We start from the raw sequence: 22,946 nt of genomic DNA, 5'->3' as shown, positions 1-22,946 counted from the left end.
TATCCGCCCATTTTTAAGAACAAGCTATGAAAGATTTTTTCAAATATGTTTTAGCAACTGTTGTCGGCATTATGCTCGTAGGGATTTTCTCTTTCTTTATGGGGTTCATGATGCTCGTCTCGTTGGCACTTTCCAGTAACCAAAAGCCAATGATTGAAGACAATAGCATTTTGAGAATTTCCCTTTCAGGAACCATTTCAGAGCGCGCCACTAGTAATCCTTGGGCTATATTCTTCAGCAACGATTTAGCCGAACAACAAGGGCTTGACAATATTATCAAAGCCATCAAAGTGGCAGGCGAAGACGAAGATATAAAGGGTATCTACATTGAAGGAGGTATGCTTCAGTCCGATTTTGCCACGTTGCAAGAACTGCGAAAAGCTCTTTCAGACTTCAAAGAGAGTGGTAAGTTTATCATTGCCTACGGCGAGAGCTATACACAGGGAGCTTACTATGTGGCGTCTGTGGCCGACAAAGTATTGGTCAATCCAAACGGAATGCTGGACTGGCACGGTCTCTCCTCTCAACCCGTCTTTTACAAAGACCTCATGGAGAAAGTAGGCGTCAAGATGCAAATTTTCCGCGTTGGTACTTATAAGAGTGCCGTTGAACCTTATATGCTATCAGGTATGAGCCCCGCCAATCGCGAAATGACGCAATCCATGCTCAACAACCTATGGGGGAACATCTGCAAGGAAGTATCTGCGTCGCGACGAATCTCCACCGATAGCCTGAATGCTTACGCCGATCGCTACCAAGCTTTGGCAGAACCGAGCAGTTATGTGAAGCAGAAACTCGTGGATGGTTTGGCCTATATTGATGAAGTACGCCAAATCCTGCGTAATCAGCTCGGCGGAAAGAAAGTGAATCTTGTCGAAGCCTCTGAACTAGCAAAACTCTATGACGAAGGCTCTTCGTCCTCCAAAATTGTTGTCTATTATGCTTCGGGAGAAATTTTTGGAGCGGAAGGTAATATGAGCGGACTGAATGGTGAACAAATCATCGGTAAAAATGTTGTTGAAGATTTAGATGCTCTTGCCAACGATAAGAAAGTAAAAGCCGTTGTACTTCGTGTGAATTCACCTGGAGGTTCTGCTTATGCCTCCGAACAAATTTGGCACGCTGTCGAATTGCTCAAAAAGAAGAAACCCGTCATTGTTTCTATGGGCGGCTATGCTGCCAGCGGCGGCTACTACATTAGTTGCGGTGCCGATTACATCATTTCCGAACCTACAACACTCACTGGTAGCATCGGAATTTTCGGTATGATTCCTGATGCTTCTGGCTTGCTCGAAGGGAAACTCGGCTTACATTTCGATGCAGTAAGCACCAACAAAGCTTACGACCTTGAGCCTGCAACGGGCCATCTTTCTCCAGCAGCAGGCGCAGCTATGCAGGCCTATGTTGACCGAGGATACAAACTTTTCATTAGTCGTGTAGCAGCTGGCCGACATATGACAGAACAACGCGTTAATGAGATTGGTCAAGGACGTGTATGGACAGGTCAACAAGCGTTAGCGCTCAAACTTGTCGATCGGTTAGGAACACTTGACGATGCTATTGCAGAAGCTGCTAAGCGCGCCAAGCTCATCGACTACGAAGTAATAGCATCCGACATTGAAACGGACTTCTTCAGTAGCCTTCTTTCTAACGTACAAGAAGACTATCTGGAACGTAAATTGAAAACTGTATTGGGCACATACTATGATCCTCTGCGCTTTGCAGAAAGTATCAGAGGTCGAGATGCGCTCCAAGCGCGAATGTTCTTTGAGCCTAATCTAAAATAAAGCACTCCGACAATTTCATGCGCCCCCTGCCCCACCCTCGATTATGGCCGTGGCTGCTTCCTGTAAGTTGGCTCTACGAGTTTGTAACAACCCTACGAAACAAAGCGTTCGATTGGGGGTGGCTACCTCAGCAGCGTTTCTCTATACCAGTTATCGCAGTAGGGAATCTTGCTGTAGGCGGAACGGGAAAAACACCTCATACGGAGTACTTGATCCGCCTCTTGGAGCAACAGTTCCGTGTTGCCACGCTTAGTCGTGGATATGGTAGAAAGAGCAAGGGGTTTAGAATGGTAGAACAAGAAAGTACTGCTGCTGAAAGCGGTGACGAACCGCTACAAATGAAGCATAAATTTCCTTGCGTGGCAGTGGCTGTTGATGAAAATCGGCGGCGAGGTATTCAGCAACTACTCTCAAGTTCCCCCGTCCCTGAAGTAATCATTCTCGACGATGCTTTGCAACATCGCTATGTGCAAGCAGGGCTCAACATTTTGCTCACCGACTATTCGCGACTCTATACCCGCGATCTCATTCTCCCCGCAGGGCGGTTGCGCGAAGCTCCCCAAGGAGCAAAACGCAGTAATATCATCATTGTAACGAAGTGCCCAGAAGATCTAAGCAGGCAAGAAGCAGCAGTCATTCGGCGAGAGTTGCACTTACAACCAGAGCAACATTTGTTCTTCACCACCTTTCGCTACCGCCATCCCTACCCTGTCTTTGGAGCTGAATCTGAGGGAGCATTGCAAGGAAGTCGCGTTCTGGCTATCACAGGTATTGCGCGTCCAGAACCCATGTTCAAACAATTGGAAGAAGAAGGTGCGGAAGTCACTCCACTAACGTTTCCAGATCATCACACTTTCAGCGATAGCGACATCAATCGCATCAACAAAACTTTCAAAGAGCTGTGGGAGCCTCCCTGCCTAGCTATCACAACGGAAAAAGATGCTCCTCGCTTACGCGATATGACAGGACTCAGTGCGCTACTAAAAGTTCACCTCTTCGCCCTCCCCTTTGAAGTCGACTTCCTCCTGGGAGGAGAACCAGCCTTTAAGAAACTCATCTTTTCATATATCGACAAACACAATAAATAATCATAAAAATATGGACATTAAAAATTACATCGAACAAGTTAAAGAGACTGCACAATGGATTAAGGAAAACACACAGTTGCGTCCCCGCACTGCTATCGTTCTCGGTACTGGACTCGGCCACTTGGCTGAAGAAATTGACATCGTAGACGAGATTCCCTACAACAAAATCCCCAATTTCCCTGTTTCAACAGTGGAAGGACACAGCGGTCGCCTTCTTTTCGGCCACCTCGGCGGCAAAGAAGTAATGGCCCTTGAGGGACGTTTCCACTACTATGAGGGATACAACATGCAACAGGTCACTTTCCCCCAACGCGTTATGGCAGAACTCGGCATCCGTTCTCTCTTTGTCAGCAACGCCAGCGGAGGTACAAATCCAGACTTCGAGATTGGCGACTTGATGCTTATCACAGATCATATCAACTTCCAACCTGAACATCCACTCAATGGCCCAAACTATCCTGGTGGTCCTCGTTTCCCGGATATGCACGAAGCATATGACCATGAGTATCTTGACATGGCACGCACCATTGCGCGTGAAAAAGGAATCAAAGTTGTCGAAGGCGTTTATCTTGCCGATCAAGGTCCTACCTATGAAACGCCAGCAGAATATAAAATGTATCGCATCCTCGGTGCTGATGCTGTCGGCATGAGTACAGTCCCCGAAGTCATTGTTGCCCGCCACGCTGGCATTCGCTGCTTTGGCGTGAGTGTCATCACCGATTTGGGCGTTGAGGGAAAAATTGTAAACATCACTCACGAGGAAGTGCAGCGCGCCGCTGACGCAGTGCAGCCTATTATGGCCGACATTTTCCGCGAAATGGTAAAACGCATTGATTAACGTGCGCGGCTGGATATAGAGCACAAGGAATGTGTGCAACTCTACCCATATTGACTTATCCCACCAAAGGGACAAAGCAACCAAGGAGAGTTGCCCACTGTAACATTCCCATGCTATATCCGTCTTACCTATAAGTGTGCACATTATTGCGCTTACTATACATTACAATAAAAGAAAGAACAAAATGAAAAAGATTCTGATTCTCATGGCTACTGTACTGAGTTTCACAACCACCAGTTGTGCACGTACAGCTCCAAAAGCTGAAGCAGCAGAAGTTACACAGGTAGAGACAACTACGGGCGTTCCCTCTACAGTAAAAATAGTCCCGACAAGCATCACGGGCGGACAAGCCATCATTGATGCCATCAAAGCCAACTATCCCAATAAAGTTGTCCTCATCGACATTTGGGCCACTTGGTGTCCTCCCTGCCGCGCAGCACTCAAGGATATTGACGCCATCAAACCCACCTATCAAAACAAGGGCGTTGTCTTTGTTTATCTCACAGGCGAAACCTCACCTCAAGATAAATGGCAGGCTATGATTCCTAGCATCTCTGGGGATCACTACCGCCTCACAAAACAACAGTGGCAAAACCTATGCACTGATCTCAACATTCCTGGTATTCCTGCTTATGTCCTGCTCAATAAGGACGGTAGCGTAGGTTTCTCCAACCTCACCGAAGGCGGATACCCTGGCAACGATGTTATTCAGAACAATCTCGAAGTTGCAATTTCCAAATAAATAACTACAACTTCCTCTGCTATAAAACACGGAAAGAACAAAATTGTTCTTTCCGTGTTTTTCATATCCCGCAGTTAACGCTCATATTTATTTCTACAAAATAGTTGTATCTTCGCGCCAAAATCAAAACTATGCTAGCAATTTTTATCAATGTTTTAGCCATCATTGCAGGTGGCTTTGTTGGTTCTATCACTAAGCGAAGCCTCAACGTAAAGTATCTCAATGCCCTCGCCACGGGTATGGGTATCGCCGTCTTAGTGATGGGGATCAATGTAGCCATGCAAAATATGAGCAAGAGTGATAACCCCGTACTATTCATCTTTTGTCTTGCGGCTGGTGGCCTCATCGGCACCATGCTAAATCTTGACGGTAATATGGAACGCGCCAGCAAAAAATTGCAGCGCAAAAAGCCGAAAATAGATGGTGCCCCTTCGGTGGCCGAAGGTATTACGACAGCCACGCTGCTCTGCTGCGTGGGCACACTTGCCATGATGGGCCCCATCCTTAGCGCTATCTATGGCGATGACACCTACCTCTATACCAACGCTACGCTCGATTTTGTCACTCTCGTCATCGTGGCGTCCACTTACGGCTTTGGCTCGGCGCTCTCCAGCATCCCCGTGTTGCTTTGGATGTCGTTCTTCTATTTCATTGGGTGGTTGTTCAAAGGCTCTATCTCTATGTCACCCGACTCTCTAAGCGCACAAATCATCACCGAGACCAACATCGTGGGCGGTGTTCTTATTGCTGCAGCAGGTCTGGGTGTTCTCCATATCAAGGACTGCAAGACGGTCAATCTCCTCCCCTCTCTCTTGCTCCCTATGATTTATCTTTGCATTCGCAGTTTGTTCTAAATTCTCTTTTCACATCTCATATAAAATTTCTCTGCCCTTTTGATAGAAGAGGATATATGTCTATTGGCAACTCCACCGACTGTATCCATCACTCTCTCCTCCTAGAAAAAAACTTATTTTTGTTGTCACGTTGTCACGGAGCGTGAAAAGAGTTGATAGACAAACGCTTAAGCGCGTGACAACAAGGTGACAGTAAAAATTTGTTGTCACACTGTTGTCACGCGGATAATACAAACGTTTTCAATTAGTTATACTCAAAGTGTGACGACATGACAACGTGACAACACAAAAATAAGATATAGGGAGGAGGAGATAGACCTCCTCCTCTGATTCCTTTATTGTATGCTCCATTACAATAAGGGAATGAGCTGGCGCAATAAGAATGTCAGCGGATATCCTTATTGTATCTGAAAACGCAATAAGGATATAGACGCTTGATCAGATTCCATCCATGCTTCTCCTCACAGAAGGAGATAATAAAACCGCTCACATCTGTCCGTGAGTTTAATTGCCTCTGGATTTGCCCATATTAGAACCATTCTCTTGTGAGGTACTACCCGTCTTAACATCTGAATTTTCAATGCTTCGAGCCGTTTTCTTCACCACTGCTCGTAGTTTGCCGAAGCGCCAACTAATGCCAAGCGAAATTCTCGAAAAGCCGTGAAGCACAGAACTTGTCGAACTTCGAAACATCGCTGTCTGGGTTGTATTATTGAATGTTTGTCGAGGATTGAAAATATTGAAACCATTGAGTGTAACCGTTAAACGGTCTTCCTCAAGAAAAGAGCGCGAAAGATTCAGAAAATAGTATTTGAATTTAGAACTTTGTCCTTGTAGACTTATATCGTTCCAATTAGCACCTACACCAAGACCAAATTTTAGTTTCCAGGGTAAGTCTTGTCGAAGCATCGCAAAGAAATTGCCCGAAAAGCCATAATTATGGTCGCTTGTCCTATAAGATTTCAAATCTGAGTATTTCAGATTTCCGTTCAATGTAAAAGCTGTCGATTTCCATGGGTTTACATTCAGATAAGTATCAAAGCTCCATTGCTTAGAATGTAGGAAATTGCCACTTGTTGAATGCTCCACACCATCTTTCATAAAACTATAGAATGTCAAACCATTATACGATGTAGAATAAGTTGCAGAAAAATTAACACTAAACTTTTGACTAAACAGACTATAATTCAGTTGAAAATTATGTGCTGTCTCACTCTCCAGATTGGGGTTACCATAGCTTATTTTCTCAGGGGAAAGATGATTAACATACGGAGAAAGATAGTAAATATCTGGACGACCGATACGCAAGTTATAGCCAAGACGAAGTAGCTGTGTATCGGTTAGATTATAGCCCAGATTCAAACTGGGAACCCAGTCATTGAGCCGCGTTGAAAAAGCCGCACGAGTCCCATTGGGATAGGTCACACGAATATGAGAACTCTCAAAACGAAGCCCCGAACGGAGAGAGAAACGTTTCAACCTATAGATGTATTCCGTGTAGCCCGCCGAAATGTCCGTACGATGGCGATAAAGCAAGCTTTGAGCGACATCAGGTAAGAAATCTGTTGCTGTTCCTGCCAAACGAGAGTACTCCTCATTATCAGAACGATTAAGGCGATAGATGTATTTTGCCCCGACAGACAGCGTATGATTCTCTCCGAGCGGAGAGGTAAAGTCGATCTGTGCTGTGTGTTCTTGCGATTTATTATCAGGGTCGATACGGCGATCTTTTAGCACGAAAGGCACGCTTTGCAAATTGTCGTAAACATTGAGAGTTTTATTGTTTCTCAAATCCGAACTAAACCGATAAGAAAAAGTCAAGTTCTGATTTTCTTTACCAAACTGATGCTGATAGTCCACACTGGTATTTATCCCATGATATCGACTGTCTCTATGGTTCACATTGTCATAAGAATAAACAGTCCCTGCATTCCCCGTCAAGAATGTTGAAGAAAGGCCATGTCCCTTCTGTCTGCCAGCATAAATACTACTACTAACACTCAGCAAATCATGCTTCGAAATATCATAGCTGGCATCTAAGCCACCGAAGCCATAGGTTCCACGATTGGAGAACTCGCTTGTTGTCCTCAATAAATGATTAACAGGATCATGAAAGAGTTCACGTTCCGATTCCGTCGTACTGCGCAACGAATTTTGCCCATTTACACCACCATGCGCAGAAAGCGTCAGTTTGCCTATCTGCACCATACCAAAAATATTTCCTCCCCATCCTCTATTGCTCCAAGAAAGTGTGGGCGTTACAGTATAACCACTCGTTGTTGCCTCCGTTGCCGTGACAATATTCAGTATGCCCGATGTGCCTTCCGCATCATATTTTGCACCAGGATCGGTGATAACTTCCACTTTCTTTACTACGCTGGCGGGAAAACTCTTCAGAACCACCGACGGATTATCGCTCATCATCTTGTTGGGCTTTCCGTTGACGTAAACCTTAAAGTTCGCTTTCCCATTAACGGTTATATTGTCTTGCCCATCTACTGTAACGAGAGGCACCTTCCGAAGCATTTCCAACATGGTATTCGTCTGTGCATCGGGATCGTCACTCATACTGTAAACCAAACGGTCTATCTGACTTTTCACCAACGGACGAGCAGCTACCACTTCTGCCGTAGCCAACGACTTTCCAGCATCTTGGGTCAGAATAGTACCGAGTTCAACCACTTTGTCTGCATCCAGCACCAATTCTTTCTTTGTTGGCAACTTGCCAATAATGGCTGTTTGCAAGATGTATGTTCCTGGTTTTGCATAGTGTAAGGTAAACTTACCACTGGTATCCGTAGTCGCCACAACCAAAGGCTTTATCTCTCCTTTGCGAAAGAGGCGTACTGTAGCATAAGGCTCTTTATGTTGGCTCAGTGAGTCCTGTACAACACCATGAATAGTATAACCACCGGCTACTTGTGCCGTAGCAAATATAGAAGAAGATAGTAGAATAGCTATCAAAAATATTTTTTTCATAAAAAAGATCTTTGAATCATTGCTGCAAAGATAAAGGCGATTCCATCTTGATGCAAAAATCTACAAATAAAAAAATATAAAAAACAGGAAACTGTATCAATCACACAAACAAAAGCAAGGGATTTGCCGAATAAACCAACGTTTCGACAAATCCCTTGCTGGATAAGAATTGTATTGCTATTTGATATTTTTGCGAATGCGACAGAGGTAGGCATTTAGGCCGTCTTCGTCGCGGCGGTCGATGATTTCGAGCAATTCCTTGAGTTCTGTCCGGATTTTCTCTACCTGCCGTCCTGTGCGCGGGTTAAACAAAATTTCGCGCAGGAGCGTGTCGTCCTCACTAAGCACCCCGCGAGCAATGGCCAAATGGCGTTTGAAGGTGGTACCTGGTGCATCTTGGTGCTTCATTACTGCAGCAAAGGTGAAAGTAGAGACAAACGGAATGGATAAAGAGTAAGCCACCGTTTCATCGTGTTCGTCGAACGTATATTCGCAGATGTGCAAACCGAGCCGACTGTACAAATCGCGAAAGAAGATACGCCCCATATAGTCGCCCTCATTGATAATGATGGCGTTCTCTTCTGCCAATTTTCCTAAATTGGCAAATGTCGGGCCAAACATGGGGTGTGTGCTAACATAACGTTGTCCGCACTTTTCGTAGAATTCATGTAGCCCTGTTTTCACCGAAGCTATATCGGAGATAATGCAGTCGGGCGTGAGATGCGGTAGCACTTCCTCGAAAACGCTCAGGGTATATTTCAGCGTCACAGCATTGATAACGAGTTCGGGCTTAAACGCATCGATTTCTTCCAACTGCGTGAAGCGTTGCGTGTTATACATGAAGCGCAACCGCTTTGGATTGACATCGTACACTGCTGTTTCGTGCTCAAAACTAAGAAGGTCAACAAAAAACGACCCCATCTTGCCAGCACCTAAAACTAAAATTCTCATATTTCTAATTATACATTCTTCACCATCTCTTCAACGCAATAGATGGCTTCTAAGACACAACAAAGAACACGCTGCTTCCTTTCGCATGCAAGAGAGAGAGAGCGAGCATTTTCTCCTTCCTATTCTCGATTCAATATCTCCACTTGCTGGCGCACGCTTTCTTCGTGGATGGCTTCAAAAACGGTTTTCATAAAATCGTTCGACATTCCGCTCAACACACCTTGTGCACCGCGCTTGTTGATAATCTCACTGTAGCGCGCCGTTTGCACGATGGTCATATTGTGGTCCTTCTTGTAAGCGCCAATCTCTCTGCTGACGCGCATACGTTTTGCCAGCAGGCGGATGAGGTCATTGTCGATGTGGTCAATCTGCTTGCGGAGTGCTTCGAGGTTCTCCGTGGACGCGGCAGAGTCGCGAATCACGAGTTTGTCAAGGATAAAGTCGAGCACATCGGGTGTCACTTGTTGCTTGGCGTCGCTCCACGCAGCATCGGGATTACAGTGCGATTCGATAATCAAGCCATCGAAACCGAGATCCATAGCTTGCTGAGAGAGCGGAGCAATGAGTTCGCGGCGACCGCCTATATGACTGGGATCACCAAAGATGGGCAGATTGGGAATGCGGCGACGCAACTCAATAGGTACGTGCCACATGGGCAGATTGCGGTAGAGGCTTTGCTCGTAGGTTGAGAAACCGCGATGGATAACGCCCAAGCGTTTCAAGCCAGCTTGATTGAAGCGGAGCAGACCGCCTATCCAGAGCTCCAAATCAGGATTGACGGGGTTTTTACAAAGGACGGGAACATCCACACCTTTCAAACTATCGGCCAGTTCCTGAACAGCAAAGGGATTGGCCATTGTGCGCGCGCCTATCCAAAGGATGTCGACGCCGTACTTTAATGCCAGTTCCACATGAGAGGCGGTAGCCACTTCCGTAGCTGTGAGCATTCCCACTTCCTCGTGTACTTCCTTGAGCCATTCCAAAGCTGGTTCTCCGTGACCTTCAAAGCCTCCGGGTTTTGTACGAGGTTTCCACACCCCCGCACGATATATGCGTATGCCCTCGGCTGCCAGTTGCTTGGCAGTGGTCATCACTTGTTCCTCACTCTCTGCCGAACAAGGGCCGGCTATGATGGTGGGCCGATGTGTGGCATCTATCCCATCCAGATTCAGAGGTGCTAATTCGAGTTCCATATCTGTTGTTCTTTATTTCTATTATTACTTTTCAAATACTGTTTGGATTCGGCGAAGGGCTTCAGCCATCATTTCTTCTTTCGCACAAAGACTGATGCGGATATAACGACGTCCGTTGCTGCCAAAGATAAAACCTGGAGCCAGAAATACACGGGCTTCGTGGAGAACTTTTTCCGTAAGATCTTCTACGTCAACATAATCATCAGGTATGCGCCCCCAAACGAACATTCCCACGGAATCGGTGTCGTACTGGCAGCGGAGCGTGTCCATGATTTGCCAAGCCAAGCGGCGACGGCGCTCGTAAGTGGCGAAGTTGTTCTCGTTGTGCCATTCATCGGAGTTGTCGAAGGCTTGAACGGCGGCCAACTGCAAGGCGCGGAATGTGCCGGAGTCTATATTACTCTTTATCTTCAATATCCATTTTGTCCACGCGGCGTTGGTCACACACATTCCTACGCGCCAGCCTGGCATATTGTGGCTCTTCGACATCGAGTTGAATTCAACACAATGCTCCTTCGCTCCTTCCACTTGGAGCAGGCTCATAGGTTTGTGGTTCAGGATGAAACTATAAGGATTATCATTGACAACTACTATGGCGTGACGGCGAGCAAAGTCAACAAGACGCTCGTAAGTATTCCGCAGGACTGGTGCGCCTGTCGGCATGTGGGGATAATTGCTCCACAACATCTTCACTCCCGTCAAATCCATTTTTTCCAGTTCGTCGAAATCGGGTTGCCAATCATTCTCGGGCTTCAGATTATAGTAGACCACCTCAACGCCCAGCAGCGTGGGCAGAGAAGTATAGGTGGGATAACCAGGATTGGGCACAAGAATTTTATCGCCTGGATTGCAGAATGCCAGCGTAACGTGAAGGATGCCTTCCTTCGATCCAATGAGCGGTTGTACCTCCGTGTTAGGATTCAGACTAACGCCATAGAAACGCTCATAGAAGTTGGCCATCGCTCCGCGCAGTTCTGGTATGCCGCGGGTGGGCTGATAGCCGTGGGCTGAAGCTTTGCGCGCTTCGGTGCAAAGCACTTCGATGGTTTCCTTTGAGGGCGGATTGTCCGGACTCCCTATTGCGAGCGAAACCACATCCTTTCCTTCGTAGTTCATGTGTGCCACTTCCAAGCATTTCCTTGAGAAGTAGTATTCACTGACAGCCGTCAATCGGTTGGCAGGTTTGACTTTCTGAACAGTATCCATATATGCGGTAGTTTATGTGTTGGGGCTGTTTTATTTTCCTTCGTATTCTCCGAGAATTCTCAACTGTCGGGTCAGTGGGCGCACGGCATCTATGCTCTGGCGATAGCGGTGGAAATCGGAATAGCTCACGTCGACATAGAAAAGGTATTCCCATTCTCTCCCAATGATAGGGAGCGACTGAATCTTTGTCAAGCTGAGATGATAGAAACTAAAGATACTCAACACCTGGCTCAAACTGCCTTCGGCATGAGGCAGGGCAAAGACGATGGAGGCTTTGGTGGAGTGGTGAACATTCCGCAGAGCCTCAGCGGCCCAAGTATTACTGAGCACGAGGAAACGGGTGTAGTTGTGCTTGTTGTCCTCTATGGAGCGTTCCAGAACTTTCAGACCGTAGAGTTCGGCTGCATCGGCGTGGCAGATAGCGGCGTGTCCGTGGAGCTGCATCCGTGCTATTTTCTCCGCCGCGCCAGCTGTATCTTCGGCCTCCACCACTTTCAGATGGGGACGGTGGGAAAGGAAATCGCGACATTGGGCCAAAGCCACGGGATGTGAGTTCACTTCCGTCAGCAGTTCGGAACTATCGCTGGGTAAACACATCAAACTGTGCTCTATGTGGAGCTTGTGTTCCCCCACGATGGTCATACCGCTCTGCTGGAGCAGTTCGTAGTTGTGGAGCAAACTTCCTGCAATAGTATTCTCTATGGCTACCAGTGCGAGCAAGTCGTTGTCCTGCCGAGTTTGTGCAAACAAACTTTCAAACGTATCGCAGCAAACGAGCTCTATCTCCTCGCTCGCAAAAAACTGATGGGCTGCAATATCGTGGAAAGAACCTTTGATGCCTTGTATCGCTACTCGTTTCATTTTTCTCTTTTCTTTCGGTAGTGGATAGGAACTGAAGGATAATAAAAAATCCCGCTCTATCGGGCGGGACATTTAATAGGTTTCATTTCCTTATTTTACGCATACGACATCCCGCTTCACTTGTTCAGCAAAGTAATAATAAAAGTAAAAGTTAAAACCTTTATTGGATGTCATATATCTATCAAATGTACTTGTTAATGCTGCAAAGGTAGTACTTCATGCGGACGCACCAAACAAAAACAAGTTTTTTTTCTAAGAAACCTCAAAGATACTTATCTTTTCCTCTTTTCTCCCTAAAAAGACATTATGACAATGAAGCTCTCTGCCTATCCTCGTCAATAAATCTCTTATTCTACTGACCTGAGAATGGCTCGAAATCAAACTTGAAGCAAAGTTATTCTCAGACCTGTCCGACTCGCCTGATCTGTCCGATAAGGCTATCGGTGAATACAATAAGCCTATCCGCGGACATCCTTATTGCGCCAGCTGACACAATAAGGAAATCGACGAACACAATAAGGAAACTGACGGATAGAAACAGGACTTTTTCACTAAAAAAAGGAGAGAAACGAGCTTTTTCCCCTCCAAAACACCATGTTTTGCATACTTCCGCGCCGCTCTGCTCTTTGGATTTTTGAACAAATGCCTCGTGTTTTTATTTCCTTAACATCTATTTCGCGTTTTGCCAATGTAAAGATAATACGCGCCAAACAGAGCGTTCAATCTCTCTAAAGCACTGACAGAAAGTACCCTTTTAGGCGTATTTCTGCATGTAAAAGACGTTAATAGAAAGGAGGAAAACAAACTTTTGCTTAACTTCGCAGCACTATGCACGAAGAAATACAGGATTTTGTTGATGCGCTGGAAAGCTACATCAAAATGGCTCTACGCGAAAGCTTAGAGCCGGCCGAATACACGCATGAGGCGTTGGAAATTGTGGATGCTCGCAACCATTTGTTCCGCTCTGCCGGTGAGCATCCCACAGATGAGGAAGCCAACATCTATGCGCTGCGCGACCTCCTGCATGTAGATGTCGACACACTCGAAACACAAGTGAACCGGGCAAGGCTCAGAGCGGTGGCTCGGAACTATTTTAATGAATAACAGATCAGAAACAGCATGGAAGAAGATATTAAATACCACCACCAACTCCCTATTCAGCTTCGCTTCAACGATGTTGATCGCTACGGCCATGTGAATAATAATGCCTACTTCTCTTTCTATGATTTGGGCAAGGTGGATTATTTCAATTTGGTCTTGAAAATCTACAACGGCACGCCGGATGTCGTTCCGGTGATTGCTAATATCAATGCGGACTTCATAGCTCCCGTTTTCTATGGTGATGATATTGTCATGGAAACTTGTGTGAGCCATGTGGGGCGTAAGAGTTTCACGCTCGAGCAACGGGCCATCAACCGCAAGGACAATAGCGTGGTTTGCCATTGCCGTTCTATCATGGTGTGCTTCTCACTAAAAGACCAAATCTCGGTAGAAGTCCCCGACTCTTTCCGTCGTGCCATCGAGGAGTTTGAACATACAAAATTCCCGCTTGAGAAATAACGACTGACAGAGTACTACTGCTCATAAGACGCTCATTCATGCCACAAACTATCACTTATACAACGGACATCCGCAAAGAGGGGCGCCGCCTCTGCGCTGAGTCTTACGATCGCATCTTCCTACTGACGGATAATACAACGGAGCAACTCTGCCGCCCCTTACTTGGCAACATCGACGGCCTTGAGGAAAGCATCGTCATCAAAGCGGGCGACGACAACAAAACATTGGAAGCTGTCAGCAAAGTATGGACGGAACTGCAACAGCGCAAAGCCAGTCGCCACTCGCTGCTCATCAATTTGGGCGGAGGTATGGTCACGGATCTCGGCGGCTTTGCTGCCTCCACCTTCAAACGAGGGATAGACTTTATCAATATACCCACAACGCTGCTTGCCATGGTCGACGCGGCCGTTGGAGGTAAGACAGGCGTGAACTTCAATGACTTCAAAAACGAAATAGGCGTTTTCCGCGATGCTAAAGAGGTGATTATCGACACTTCCTTCCTGCGCTCGCTCGACAGCCAAAACCTGCGCTCGGGTTATGCCGAGATGCTGAAACATTCCTTGCTGAAGGATACTGCTATGTGGGCAAGTCATGTGGCGTTCGACCTTTGCGAGCCCAATTTTGTGCAGCTCCAAGAAATGGTACGCCAAAGTATCGAGGTGAAACGTGCCGTTGTGGCTGAAGACCCAACGGAGAAAGGCATCCGAAAAGCCCTTAACCTGGGACACACATTCGGTCATGCGCTCGAATCGCTGGCGATGCTGCAACAACGCACAGGACTTCATGGCTACTTTGTGGCTTGGGGTCTCATCTGCGAACTCTTTCTGAGTTGCTCCCAAGGTTTCCCCACCGACAAGATGCGACAAACAGTTCGCTACATTCGCGAAAACTACGGCTACTTCCCATTTAGTTGCAACGATTACGAACATCTCTATCAGCTGATGCTTCACGACAAAAAGAATGTGGGCAATGTCATCAACTTCACCCTACTGCGCGATGCGGGCGATATTCTCATCGACCAGCACGTCACGAAGGAAGAAGTTTTTGAGACCTTCGATTTTCTGCGAGAAGGCTGAAAATCATAAGTAAGTATAGAGCCCACATCATTTTTATTCAAAAAACAAAGAAAACATATAACAATGAAAAAAATCGTACTTATCGTAGTTTTACTGGCAGGTATCACGCTGCCCACTGCAGAGATTGCACAAGCTACTACCACCCTTTCACTGAACCATACGGCCGACCAACCCAGCGCTGAACAGCTGAAACGCCTCGGTCTGGCTAATGCGCAGCTCACTTCAGTACGCAAAGGCATTTGGAGCGTTAGCCTAAACGGCCAGAAAGCAGGTTACGTCATCAATAGCTCCTCTTACGCGAAGAAAGTGACAGGCTACAACGGATATACGCCCGTACTTGTCTATGTTAACAAGGCGGGCAAGGTGGAACACATCTATACGCTGGCCAATCAGGAAACTCCTAAATATTTCAAGATGGCCTCTGCCAGTTTGCTCAAATGGAAAGATGCCAGCGCCAAGAAGGATGCCAATATGCAGGTTGATGCTGTCAGTGGGGCTACTTATACCAGCAATGCTTTGATTAAGAATGTACAGGCCGCTCTTGCAGCTTACAACAAATATTGCAAGTAACGCCCAGCGGATGAATATTCAAAAAAATAAGCAAAAAGGCACTGCGGCTAAAACGCGTTGGACGGATCTTCTGTCGCAAGCGGTTTCGCTGATGATTGTGTTCTTGATGCTGGCTGCCGTAGCCTTTACGTCGGGTCGCCTCTTCGGGAAAGACATCACGGCAAAGGCTGCATCTCAGGCGGAAGCCGCACCTACTTACTCCTTGCCCACGCCGCAGGAATTAGCAGATTTGGGGTATCCGAACGCGACTCTATCCGAGCGCGATTCAGCAATATGGGACGTAACGACAAGTGATGGAAAATCCGTCGGCACACTCTATAACTCGGCGCGATGGGGTAAGGATATCATCGGTTTTGCAGGTCCTACACCACTCTTTATACTGACTGACACAGACGGACGAGTACTCCACATCACAGCACAAGCCAACCAGGAAACAGAAGGTTACTTCGGGCAAGCGTCACAGTTGCTCCACGTGTGGAACGGAAAGACTCCAGCTGAAGCTCTGAGCCAGAAAGTCGATGCCATAAGCGGTGCTACTTATACATCGCGGGCAATTATCGGTAACGTACAAGCCACTTTCTCAGCATTGGAAACGGGAAGTTCTGCAATAGGTAAGGCTCCGCTGTTGGGCTGGATAAAGACGGTAGCGGTTATCGCCGTGATGTTGTTCGGCATCCTTGCTGCCTGGAAGTTTAGAGGTAACAAGCGCATGCGCATCACTGTGTTGGTGCTCAATGTCCTTGTACTTGGTTTTTGGACGGGACAGTTTATTTCGCTCTCGCTCCTACGTAGCTGGATGGAGAACGGAGTTGATTGGATAGGCGCCCTACCTGCTGTCGTCATGGTGGCTCTTGCCGTTCTGCTCCCCTATTTTGGCCGTAAGAATTTCTATTGCACGTGGGTTTGCCCTTATGGTAGTATTCAAGAACTGGCTTGGATGCTTCCGCTTCCCAAGATCAAAGTAAATGCAAAAGTATTCCGCCGGATGAAACAACTGCGCTTAGTTGTACTGGGGATTATTCTGCTGATGCTTTGGATGGGTATAGGCGCGGAAATCTTAGACTACGAACCGTTTACAGCCTTTATGTTTACAAGTGCCCCTATCGGCGTGGTGATTTTCTCGGTCGCATTCGTTGTTCTGAGCCTTTTCGCCCCGCGCATCTGGTGTCAAGCTCTCTGCCCTGTAGGAATGTTGCTCAACACAGCCGAAGACAACACCATCCCAACAAAGAAAGCGAAGAAATAAAGCCTCACAACAACGACTAAAACTATCATAATTTCAAACACAATCGTCATTTCTATATGAACAAATATAAAATCCTTTCGCTCTTCCTTGCCATCGCTCTGCTGGCGGCTCAAGCCCGTATTTTCATGGGCGACAAAGCGCAAGAGGTGAGCACTTCCGAAGCCGTATTTCAGAACATATTGACGCGTAGCTCTATTCGGGAATACACTGCAGAGCCTGTGTCGCGCACTACGCTTGACTCGCTCTGCCGCGCAGCTATGGCAGCTCCAACGGCAAAGGACCAACGCCCCTGGAAGTTTGTTGTCATTGACGACAAAGCCGTGCTGCAAGAACTTGCCTCAGCTCTACCCTACGCTCAAGCCTTGAAAACTGCGCCCGCAGCCATAGCTATTTGTGGCGACCCTACACTCATGAATGAAGATCATAGACCTACAGAATGGTGGGTGGAGGACTGTTCAGCAGCGACTCAGAACATACTGCTCGCTGCACATAGTTTAGGACTGGGCGCAGTATGGTTGGGCGTTTATCCAGCCAAGACGCTCGTAGCTTCAGTTAGTAATACTTTGAAACTTCCCTCAAATCTGAAGCCGCTCAGCGTTGTTGCGCTCGGCCACCCCAAAGGCACTGCTCAACCGAAGGATAAGTACGCAAAAGACAACATACGCTACAACGTGGGAGACTTCCCCAACGCGCAAGCAGAAGAGGAAGAGGAAAGCACGGAAGGCGGAGGTTTCTAAACCGCATAAGCCAACTTACAGAAAGAGATGTTACATTTTGTTGCATCTCTTTTTCATTTTTAGACAGAATTAGTATGGGAGTAAAAATAATCTCGTAAATTCGCGACCAAGTTAATCATCTTGTCTACTCCAATTACGCAAAGAATGAAAACAACCGCAACGCTCGCTTCATCGAAACTTTGCAGCCCAAGCTATCCCAAAGATAACGGTAGCCACAAACAACAGTGTTTCAAAACAGATATAGCGTTGCGCATGAATATCATATTTTTCGCATTCAACAAGAAAAACAAACAATAAAACACCAATATGAAAAAGAACCTTAAAGTAAGTTTGGGCAACAAAATCCCTTCAGGTGTCGTATGCCTACTCCTTATCACCGCTCTTTTCTGTTATATGGGCAGCAAAATGGGTGCAGCAAATATGCTCAACACCATTATGAAGACGGCGCACGACTTATTGCTCAACACGTGCTTCTACCTGATGGCCATATGCGTCATTACGGGAGCCATCGGCAAACTCTTTGTGGAGTTTGGTGTAGTGGATATGCTCGAAAAACTCCTGCGCCCACTCATGCGCCCGCTATTCAACCTGCCGGGCGTAGCCTCTCTGGGCGCGGTGCTGACTTTCCTGTCCGACAATCCAGCTATCATCACGCTGTCCAAAGACAAGCGATTTGCCAGCTACTTTAAGAAATATCAGTTTATCTCCCTCACCAACTTCGGTACAGCTTTCGGAATGGGGCTTATCGTTATCATCTTCATGATTGGTCAAGGCTATTTCATCGAGCCGCTTATCGGACTGTTCGGTGCCTTCTGCGGCTGCATCGTTTCCACACGCCTGATGCAGCATTTCATTATCAAGAAGTACCCTAACTTTGTCGAAGAGAGTGCGGTAATAAATCCCGAAGCCCGCGAAGGCCAGCGCGCCTTGGCTGCACAAGTGGAACACCAAGGAGAAAACAGCATATTCTTACGCACCTTGAACGCGCTGCTCGATGGAGGCCGCTCAGGCGTTGACATCGGTATTGCCATCATCCCTGGCGTACTCATCATCTCCACGCTCGTTATGATGCTCACCTTCGGCCCTGCTGCATCGGGACAATACTCTGGCGGAGCTTACGAGGGAACTCAGCTGCTGCCCATGCTGGCTGAGAAAGTGGACTGGTTCTTTGACTGGCTCTTCGGTTTCTCCGATCCCCATCAGATTGCCTTCCCTATCACAGCGCTTGGAGCTGTTGGAGCGGCCTTGAGCCTTGTACCTAATTTTGTGCAACACGGTTGGCTCGACGGAAATGCTATTGCTGTTTTCACAGCCATTGGTATGTGTTGGAGCGGATTCTTGAGCACCCACACAGCAATGCTTGACTCACTGGGCTACAGAGAGCTTACATCGAAAGCTATTATCTCACACACTTTCGGCGGCATTGCAGCTGCTGTCGCAGCGCATTGGCTTTATCTGCTGACAACTCTTATCTGAAAATAGAACGAAAAGACATAATACTAAATGGGATTTTTCAAAAACCTCTTCGGAGCTTCCGAACCTAAAACGGAAGCGGATCAAAAGAACGACACAGAAAAGATGTTCAATATCTTCCATGACGACGGCGTGCGCGCCAAGAACATGGGTGAACTTATATTTGCGGAACAGTGCTTCACAAAAGCTCTGGAGATTCGCGAAGACGCACCTACGCGCAGCTATCTGGTGGAAGTGCTCATACTCCTTCAACGCTACGACGAGGCTGTGCCGCAGCTTCAACATTTGCTGGATGCTGCTCCCGAAAATCTCGAAGTAGCCCTCCTCTTGGCCAGCACCTACGGACGGACAAAGAACTACGAGGCAGAACAAGCTCTTGCTGACAAAATCAGAGGGCAGCACCCCGACGATCCTCGCGCCCTCTATTTTGCGGGCGAAGCTGCACATGGGCTTGACCAAGACTTTCAAGCCATCGCTTTTCTCACGCAGGCTCTCCAACAGGAAGAACACTATCCTGCTGCTCTCCTACTTCGCGCCCAGATTCTGGCTTCTATGGGACAGTACAACGAAGTACTCGCCGATGCTGAGGCTCTTTTGGCGCTCGACAATGAGAATGAAGAATTTCTTCTGCTGCATGCCGATGCTTTGCAGGGCACTGGCCGCGACATAGAAGCCGAAGAATCGTACTTAAAAGTGCGCGAGATGAATCCTTTCAGTATAGAAGCGATGGAGAAATTAGGGGCTTTCTACGCTCTCCACCATCAGTTGGACAAGGCCTTGGCTCTCTACGATGAAGCCATAGAGTTGCAGCCCGACAACGCCGTTGCCTACAAACTTCGCGGGGCTGTAAAGCTCCAGCTCAACGACAAACTCGGCGCTGAAGACGACCTAAAGAAATCTTTAGAGCTCCAACCGGAGAGCGCGAAAGAACTTGACGGTGAATACTCCAATATCGAAAACAAGATGGAACAACGCTATCGTGCACAGAATCCGTTCCAATTCTAAACATCTCGATCATGAACGAATTTCCAAAACACCTGCTGGCGCTGGCCTTCTTCAATCTCATCCCGACCTTGCTGAGCGTGTTCTTTCTCTTTGGCGGAGCTACCATTGGCTATAGCCCAAACGCCCTCTTAGCCTTTCTGCTCTACTTTCTGAGTAACATGCTGTGGATTATCCCTGTCAGCACTTTCTTTTTTGGCCTTAACGAGTTCCGTCGCGGTTATGAGAAACGCAGTCTTGCCCTTCTCATCGGTGGATCTCTCTTTACCATCGGCGACATTCTCTTTCTGATTCTCCGATAAAGGCCAAGCATTCATAGAGCAGATAATTTCAACTACATATTGCTTCTTTACGCCCACTGAAATCTCCTGTATTTCAGCGGGCGTTCTTCTTGAAAACAGGAGCAAACAAAAGATATAAAACTGCCCAATATTTTTACAACGACACAGAGCGAAATAGAATCCGATTCAAGGCTTTCCGCCTATCAGCTTCTCAAAAATCGAACGAAAAAGGATTGTTTTTCGGAAAAACATCTCAAAAATATATTTCAACAAGATAAAAAGAGAGGCTAAAAGCCCTTTCGACGGATTTTTCAGCCCAATCTCACTCAAAATTACAATAAGGCTGTCAGCTGACATCCTTATTGTGCTGGCTGACGCAATAAGGAAATTTTCAAACACCCTTATTGTATTCTCAGATCTCCTTATTGGACAGATCGGACGAATCGGACTCGTTGGAGGACTACTTTACTCCGACTTGGATTTCAAGCCTTTCTCGCAGCCATAAAACAAGAAATTCGTTTACAAAATAAAAGCAGCTACTTCTTACAAAGTAGCTGCTCAAAATAAGTATAGACCTATGAATTCAGTTTCGTAGTGTATTCAGATTCAAAATTAGGCGTAACTAATCAACGAAAATGAAAAAATATCGAAGTTAGCGTAAGCCAACTGATAATGAGGAGGAAATGCTCTGATTTGCATGGTGCTGCATTATTTGTAAAAGGCAGAAAAGTGCAGATTTAGGTAGAAGTTCAGTTACCAGAGTATTACCTTGTTTTGATGTAGGTAACGATGGTGCAGTATTCGGTAACTGAATTATTTTCGCTCGTGTGGCTGTTGCTGTAGCCGGCAGTTTTCTGCGTAAGTGAGGAACGCTTTAATTCGGGTAATTTTGCCCACAAATATTAAAGCGTATGAAAACAGAGAAGATGAAGGTGCTGCTCTACCTCAAAAAGAGCGGTCTGGACAAATCGGGGAAAGCTCCGATTATGGGACGTATTACCATTGGGCGTTCCATTGCCCAGTTCAGTTGTAAGCTTTCCTGTAATCCTGATTTGTGGAATTCACGTGAGAGCAGGATGGACGGTAAGAGCCGCGATGCGGTGGAGATTAACGGGAAGTTGGAGAATTTGCTACTCTCCATTCAATCGGCTTATCAATCATTGATTGCCAAAGGTTGCCTATTTGACGCAACCGAAGTAAAAGAGCAGTTTCAAGGCAGCGTACAGGCACGGTGTATGTTCATCGAAAGGCTGGATATGCTTATCAAGGAGCGTGAAGCGCACATCGGTATAGATATGAAGAGAGCATCTATGTCTGCCTATCGTCTCACCCGAAAACGATTGCAGGAGTTCATTCAAAAGAAATATAATGTTTCGGACTTGGCATTCTCGCAGCTGACAGAAAACTTCATCTACGAACTGCAGACATTATGTCTCGGTGAACTCGGTTATCAGCAAAGCACATTCTTCAGAGTGGCAGCAGATTTGAAGACTGTCTGTAGGCTGGCTTATCGTGAGGGGCTGGCTGATACGCTTCTGTTTGATAATGTCCATATAGAACGGGGAGACAAGAAAACACCCAAGGCACTTGACAAGGAAGCATTGGACAAACTCAAAGCACTCCGCTTTGATGAATTGGAAGAGGAAATGGAAACTACTCGTGATGTGTTTCTCTTCGCCTGTTATACCGGTGCAGCCTATTGTGATTTGATGATGCTTGGTAAGAAGCATCTTGTTCGTGATGATAATGGTAGCCTTTGGTTAAAGTTCAACCGACAGAAGACGGGTGTGCTTTGTCGCATCAAATTATTGCCCGAAGCCATCCGACTAATCGAGAAAATGCACAGCGATGAAAGGGAAACATTGCTCCCATTCATTAAATATCCCGCTTATCAGTCTTGCCTGAAAGCCTTACGACTGCGGACAGGTATTTCTTTTCCCTTTACCACGCACATGGCAAAGCATAGAAATTTTCATAAACACCAAATAATCAATAGATTAAATTGCTTACCAATGAAAGTAGGTAACGATAAGGAAACCAGCGAGCTTCTATACTCCACCTTATTTTGCCATTTCAAAGAACCACTTTGTCTGTTGCAAAGATAAAGGTATATCGTGAGAAAAAAGAATTTTCTCTCTTGAAATTTTCGTAAAGTCGTCTGTTGGGCAGCTTTTTGTTTTCTGTATATTCTATTCTTATGATGAAATGCAGTCTTCGAAGACTGCGTTTTTTGTTTTCGCCCTGCTTCTCTCCCTGCACATCCTCCACTTATGCCTGTGTATCGTCGGGGTTGGTTGTTCGTTGTCATCGGCAAAGGTAGTTCCGGGCTTCTATGGACAAAAGAGGTCGGGTCGACAAGCCGTTACGGCGACAATCTCCACTTTGAACCGACAATAAACATAATACCGATTTTAAGGACAGAATTAATCGCTAATTGATACCACAAAGTTTCTATGAATATACGATGACTTTTCTACGAACACTTCAGCGTAATAGGGATTA

20 protein-coding genes are annotated in these 22,946 nt (G+C 46.5%); 15 read left to right on the top strand and 5 right to left on the bottom strand.

Annotated features, from left to right (window positions below):
• Positions 1-26 precede the first annotated feature (26 nt).
• The 5 genes from sppA (at position 27) to FHS60_RS01525 (ending at position 5,309) form a co-directional block, all read left to right on the top strand.
• The gene (gene sppA, locus FHS60_RS01545) at positions 27-1,787 is read left to right on the top strand and encodes a signal peptide peptidase SppA (protein ID WP_183694060.1); all 1,761 of its coding nucleotides are present in this window, start codon (positions 27-29) and stop codon (positions 1,785-1,787) included.
• A 17-nt stretch (positions 1,788-1,804) separates the two neighbouring features.
• Positions 1,805-2,875, top strand: coding sequence for a tetraacyldisaccharide 4'-kinase (gene lpxK / locus FHS60_RS01540; protein ID WP_183694057.1), 1,071 nt, complete (start codon positions 1,805-1,807; stop codon positions 2,873-2,875).
• 10 nt (positions 2,876-2,885) lie between these two features.
• Positions 2,886-3,713, top strand: a complete 828-nt coding sequence (locus FHS60_RS01535; RefSeq protein ID WP_183694054.1) for a purine-nucleoside phosphorylase — start codon at positions 2,886-2,888, stop codon at positions 3,711-3,713.
• A gap of 184 nt (positions 3,714-3,897) precedes the next feature.
• Entirely contained in the window at positions 3,898-4,455 is a 558-nt protein-coding gene (locus FHS60_RS01530) for a TlpA family protein disulfide reductase (protein WP_009347423.1), read from the top strand.
• A 131-nt stretch (positions 4,456-4,586) separates the two neighbouring features.
• Positions 4,587-5,309 (top strand): DUF554 domain-containing protein, encoded by a 723-nt coding sequence (locus tag FHS60_RS01525; RefSeq protein ID WP_183694051.1) that lies wholly within the window; start codon positions 4,587-4,589, stop codon positions 5,307-5,309.
• A gap of 504 nt (positions 5,310-5,813) precedes the next feature.
• Here the strand turns inward: FHS60_RS01525 and FHS60_RS01520 are convergent.
• The 5 genes from FHS60_RS01520 to FHS60_RS01500 all read right to left on the bottom strand — a co-directional run bounded on the left by FHS60_RS01520 (position 5,814) and on the right by FHS60_RS01500 (position 12,499).
• Positions 5,814-8,288 (bottom strand): TonB-dependent receptor domain-containing protein, encoded by a 2,475-nt coding sequence (locus FHS60_RS01520; RefSeq protein WP_183694048.1) that lies wholly within the window; start codon positions 8,286-8,288, stop codon positions 5,814-5,816.
• 177 nt (positions 8,289-8,465) lie between these two features.
• A complete protein-coding gene (locus FHS60_RS01515; RefSeq protein ID WP_183694045.1) occupies positions 8,466-9,239 on the bottom strand; it encodes a prephenate dehydrogenase in 774 nt (257 codons plus the stop codon).
• Positions 9,240-9,358: 119 nt separating this feature from the next.
• On the bottom strand, positions 9,359-10,432 hold the full coding sequence (locus FHS60_RS01510; protein WP_183694041.1) for a bifunctional 3-deoxy-7-phosphoheptulonate synthase/chorismate mutase type II: 1,074 nt from the start codon (positions 10,430-10,432) through the stop codon (positions 9,359-9,361).
• A 24-nt stretch (positions 10,433-10,456) separates the two neighbouring features.
• Positions 10,457-11,638, bottom strand: a complete 1,182-nt coding sequence (locus FHS60_RS01505) for a pyridoxal phosphate-dependent aminotransferase (RefSeq protein WP_183694038.1) — start codon at positions 11,636-11,638, stop codon at positions 10,457-10,459.
• Between the two features lie 30 nt (positions 11,639-11,668).
• Positions 11,669-12,499: a prephenate dehydratase gene (locus tag FHS60_RS01500; protein ID WP_183694035.1), complete on the bottom strand. Its 831-nt coding sequence runs from the start codon at positions 12,497-12,499 to the stop codon at positions 11,669-11,671.
• 828 nt (positions 12,500-13,327) lie between these two features.
• Between FHS60_RS01500 and FHS60_RS01495 the strand changes: the two genes are divergently transcribed.
• From FHS60_RS01495 to FHS60_RS01450, 10 genes are all read left to right on the top strand, one after another.
• Positions 13,328-13,603 (top strand): hypothetical protein, encoded by a 276-nt coding sequence (locus tag FHS60_RS01495; RefSeq protein WP_183694032.1) that lies wholly within the window; start codon positions 13,328-13,330, stop codon positions 13,601-13,603.
• 15 nt (positions 13,604-13,618) lie between these two features.
• Positions 13,619-14,059, top strand: coding sequence for an acyl-CoA thioesterase (locus FHS60_RS01490; RefSeq protein ID WP_009347413.1), 441 nt, complete (start codon positions 13,619-13,621; stop codon positions 14,057-14,059).
• 38 nt (positions 14,060-14,097) lie between these two features.
• Complete coding sequence (aroB, locus tag FHS60_RS01485; RefSeq protein ID WP_183694029.1) at positions 14,098-15,135, top strand: 3-dehydroquinate synthase; 1,038 nt, start codon at positions 14,098-14,100, stop codon at positions 15,133-15,135.
• 63 nt (positions 15,136-15,198) lie between these two features.
• Positions 15,199-15,705 (top strand): FMN-binding protein, encoded by a 507-nt coding sequence (locus FHS60_RS01480; protein ID WP_183694026.1) that lies wholly within the window; start codon positions 15,199-15,201, stop codon positions 15,703-15,705.
• Positions 15,706-15,715: 10 nt separating this feature from the next.
• Positions 15,716-16,951, top strand: a complete 1,236-nt coding sequence (locus FHS60_RS01475) for a 4Fe-4S binding protein (protein WP_183694022.1) — start codon at positions 15,716-15,718, stop codon at positions 16,949-16,951.
• 56 nt (positions 16,952-17,007) lie between these two features.
• Positions 17,008-17,688 carry a nitroreductase family protein gene (locus FHS60_RS01470; RefSeq protein ID WP_183694019.1) on the top strand — a complete coding sequence of 227 codons (681 nt, stop codon included), beginning with the start codon at positions 17,008-17,010 and terminating at the stop codon, positions 17,686-17,688.
• Positions 17,689-17,994: 306 nt separating this feature from the next.
• Positions 17,995-19,164, top strand: coding sequence for a nucleoside recognition domain-containing protein (locus FHS60_RS01465; protein WP_183694016.1), 1,170 nt, complete (start codon positions 17,995-17,997; stop codon positions 19,162-19,164).
• A gap of 27 nt (positions 19,165-19,191) precedes the next feature.
• The gene (locus tag FHS60_RS01460; protein WP_183694013.1) at positions 19,192-20,166 is read left to right on the top strand and encodes a tetratricopeptide repeat protein; all 975 of its coding nucleotides are present in this window, start codon (positions 19,192-19,194) and stop codon (positions 20,164-20,166) included.
• An 11-nt stretch (positions 20,167-20,177) separates the two neighbouring features.
• Complete coding sequence (locus FHS60_RS01455) at positions 20,178-20,465, top strand: hypothetical protein (RefSeq protein WP_183694010.1); 288 nt, start codon at positions 20,178-20,180, stop codon at positions 20,463-20,465.
• Positions 20,466-21,355: 890 nt separating this feature from the next.
• Positions 21,356-22,549 carry a phage integrase SAM-like domain-containing protein gene (locus tag FHS60_RS01450; RefSeq protein WP_183694007.1) on the top strand — a complete coding sequence of 398 codons (1,194 nt, stop codon included), beginning with the start codon at positions 21,356-21,358 and terminating at the stop codon, positions 22,547-22,549.
• The last annotated feature ends 397 nt before the right edge of the window (positions 22,550-22,946 follow it).

The organism is Alloprevotella rava (genome assembly GCF_014195585.1).
Classification (GTDB): domain Bacteria; phylum Bacteroidota; class Bacteroidia; order Bacteroidales; family Bacteroidaceae; genus Alloprevotella; species Alloprevotella rava.
Note: the sequence above shows the minus strand (reverse complement) of the source record. Positions and strands in the feature narration are given on the sequence as shown.

What these genes read in the sequence shown, in the direction of transcription:
- sppA (WP_183694060.1), top strand. Translation starts at nt 27, where the DNA reads ATGAAAGATTTTTTCAAATATGTTTTAGCAACTGTTGTCGGCATTATG.
- lpxK (WP_183694057.1), top strand. Translation starts at nt 1,805, where the DNA reads ATGCGCCCCCTGCCCCACCCTCGATTATGGCCGTGGCTGCTTCCTGTA.
- FHS60_RS01535 (WP_183694054.1), top strand. Translation starts at nt 2,886, where the DNA reads ATGGACATTAAAAATTACATCGAACAAGTTAAAGAGACTGCACAATGG.
- FHS60_RS01530 (WP_009347423.1), top strand. Translation starts at nt 3,898, where the DNA reads ATGAAAAAGATTCTGATTCTCATGGCTACTGTACTGAGTTTCACAACC.
- FHS60_RS01525 (WP_183694051.1), top strand. Translation starts at nt 4,587, where the DNA reads ATGCTAGCAATTTTTATCAATGTTTTAGCCATCATTGCAGGTGGCTTT.
- FHS60_RS01520 (WP_183694048.1), bottom strand. Translation starts at nt 8,288, where the DNA reads ATGAAAAAAATATTTTTGATAGCTATTCTACTATCTTCTTCTATATTT.
- FHS60_RS01515 (WP_183694045.1), bottom strand. Translation starts at nt 9,239, where the DNA reads ATGAGAATTTTAGTTTTAGGTGCTGGCAAGATGGGGTCGTTTTTTGTT.
- FHS60_RS01510 (WP_183694041.1), bottom strand. Translation starts at nt 10,432, where the DNA reads ATGGAACTCGAATTAGCACCTCTGAATCTGGATGGGATAGATGCCACA.
- FHS60_RS01505 (WP_183694038.1), bottom strand. Translation starts at nt 11,638, where the DNA reads ATGGATACTGTTCAGAAAGTCAAACCTGCCAACCGATTGACGGCTGTC.
- FHS60_RS01500 (WP_183694035.1), bottom strand. Translation starts at nt 12,499, where the DNA reads ATGAAACGAGTAGCGATACAAGGCATCAAAGGTTCTTTCCACGATATT.
- FHS60_RS01495 (WP_183694032.1), top strand. Translation starts at nt 13,328, where the DNA reads ATGCACGAAGAAATACAGGATTTTGTTGATGCGCTGGAAAGCTACATC.
- FHS60_RS01490 (WP_009347413.1), top strand. Translation starts at nt 13,619, where the DNA reads ATGGAAGAAGATATTAAATACCACCACCAACTCCCTATTCAGCTTCGC.
- aroB (WP_183694029.1), top strand. Translation starts at nt 14,098, where the DNA reads ATGCCACAAACTATCACTTATACAACGGACATCCGCAAAGAGGGGCGC.
- FHS60_RS01480 (WP_183694026.1), top strand. Translation starts at nt 15,199, where the DNA reads ATGAAAAAAATCGTACTTATCGTAGTTTTACTGGCAGGTATCACGCTG.
- FHS60_RS01475 (WP_183694022.1), top strand. Translation starts at nt 15,716, where the DNA reads ATGAATATTCAAAAAAATAAGCAAAAAGGCACTGCGGCTAAAACGCGT.
- FHS60_RS01470 (WP_183694019.1), top strand. Translation starts at nt 17,008, where the DNA reads ATGAACAAATATAAAATCCTTTCGCTCTTCCTTGCCATCGCTCTGCTG.
- FHS60_RS01465 (WP_183694016.1), top strand. Translation starts at nt 17,995, where the DNA reads ATGAAAAAGAACCTTAAAGTAAGTTTGGGCAACAAAATCCCTTCAGGT.
- FHS60_RS01460 (WP_183694013.1), top strand. Translation starts at nt 19,192, where the DNA reads ATGGGATTTTTCAAAAACCTCTTCGGAGCTTCCGAACCTAAAACGGAA.
- FHS60_RS01455 (WP_183694010.1), top strand. Translation starts at nt 20,178, where the DNA reads ATGAACGAATTTCCAAAACACCTGCTGGCGCTGGCCTTCTTCAATCTC.
- FHS60_RS01450 (WP_183694007.1), top strand. Translation starts at nt 21,356, where the DNA reads ATGAAAACAGAGAAGATGAAGGTGCTGCTCTACCTCAAAAAGAGCGGT.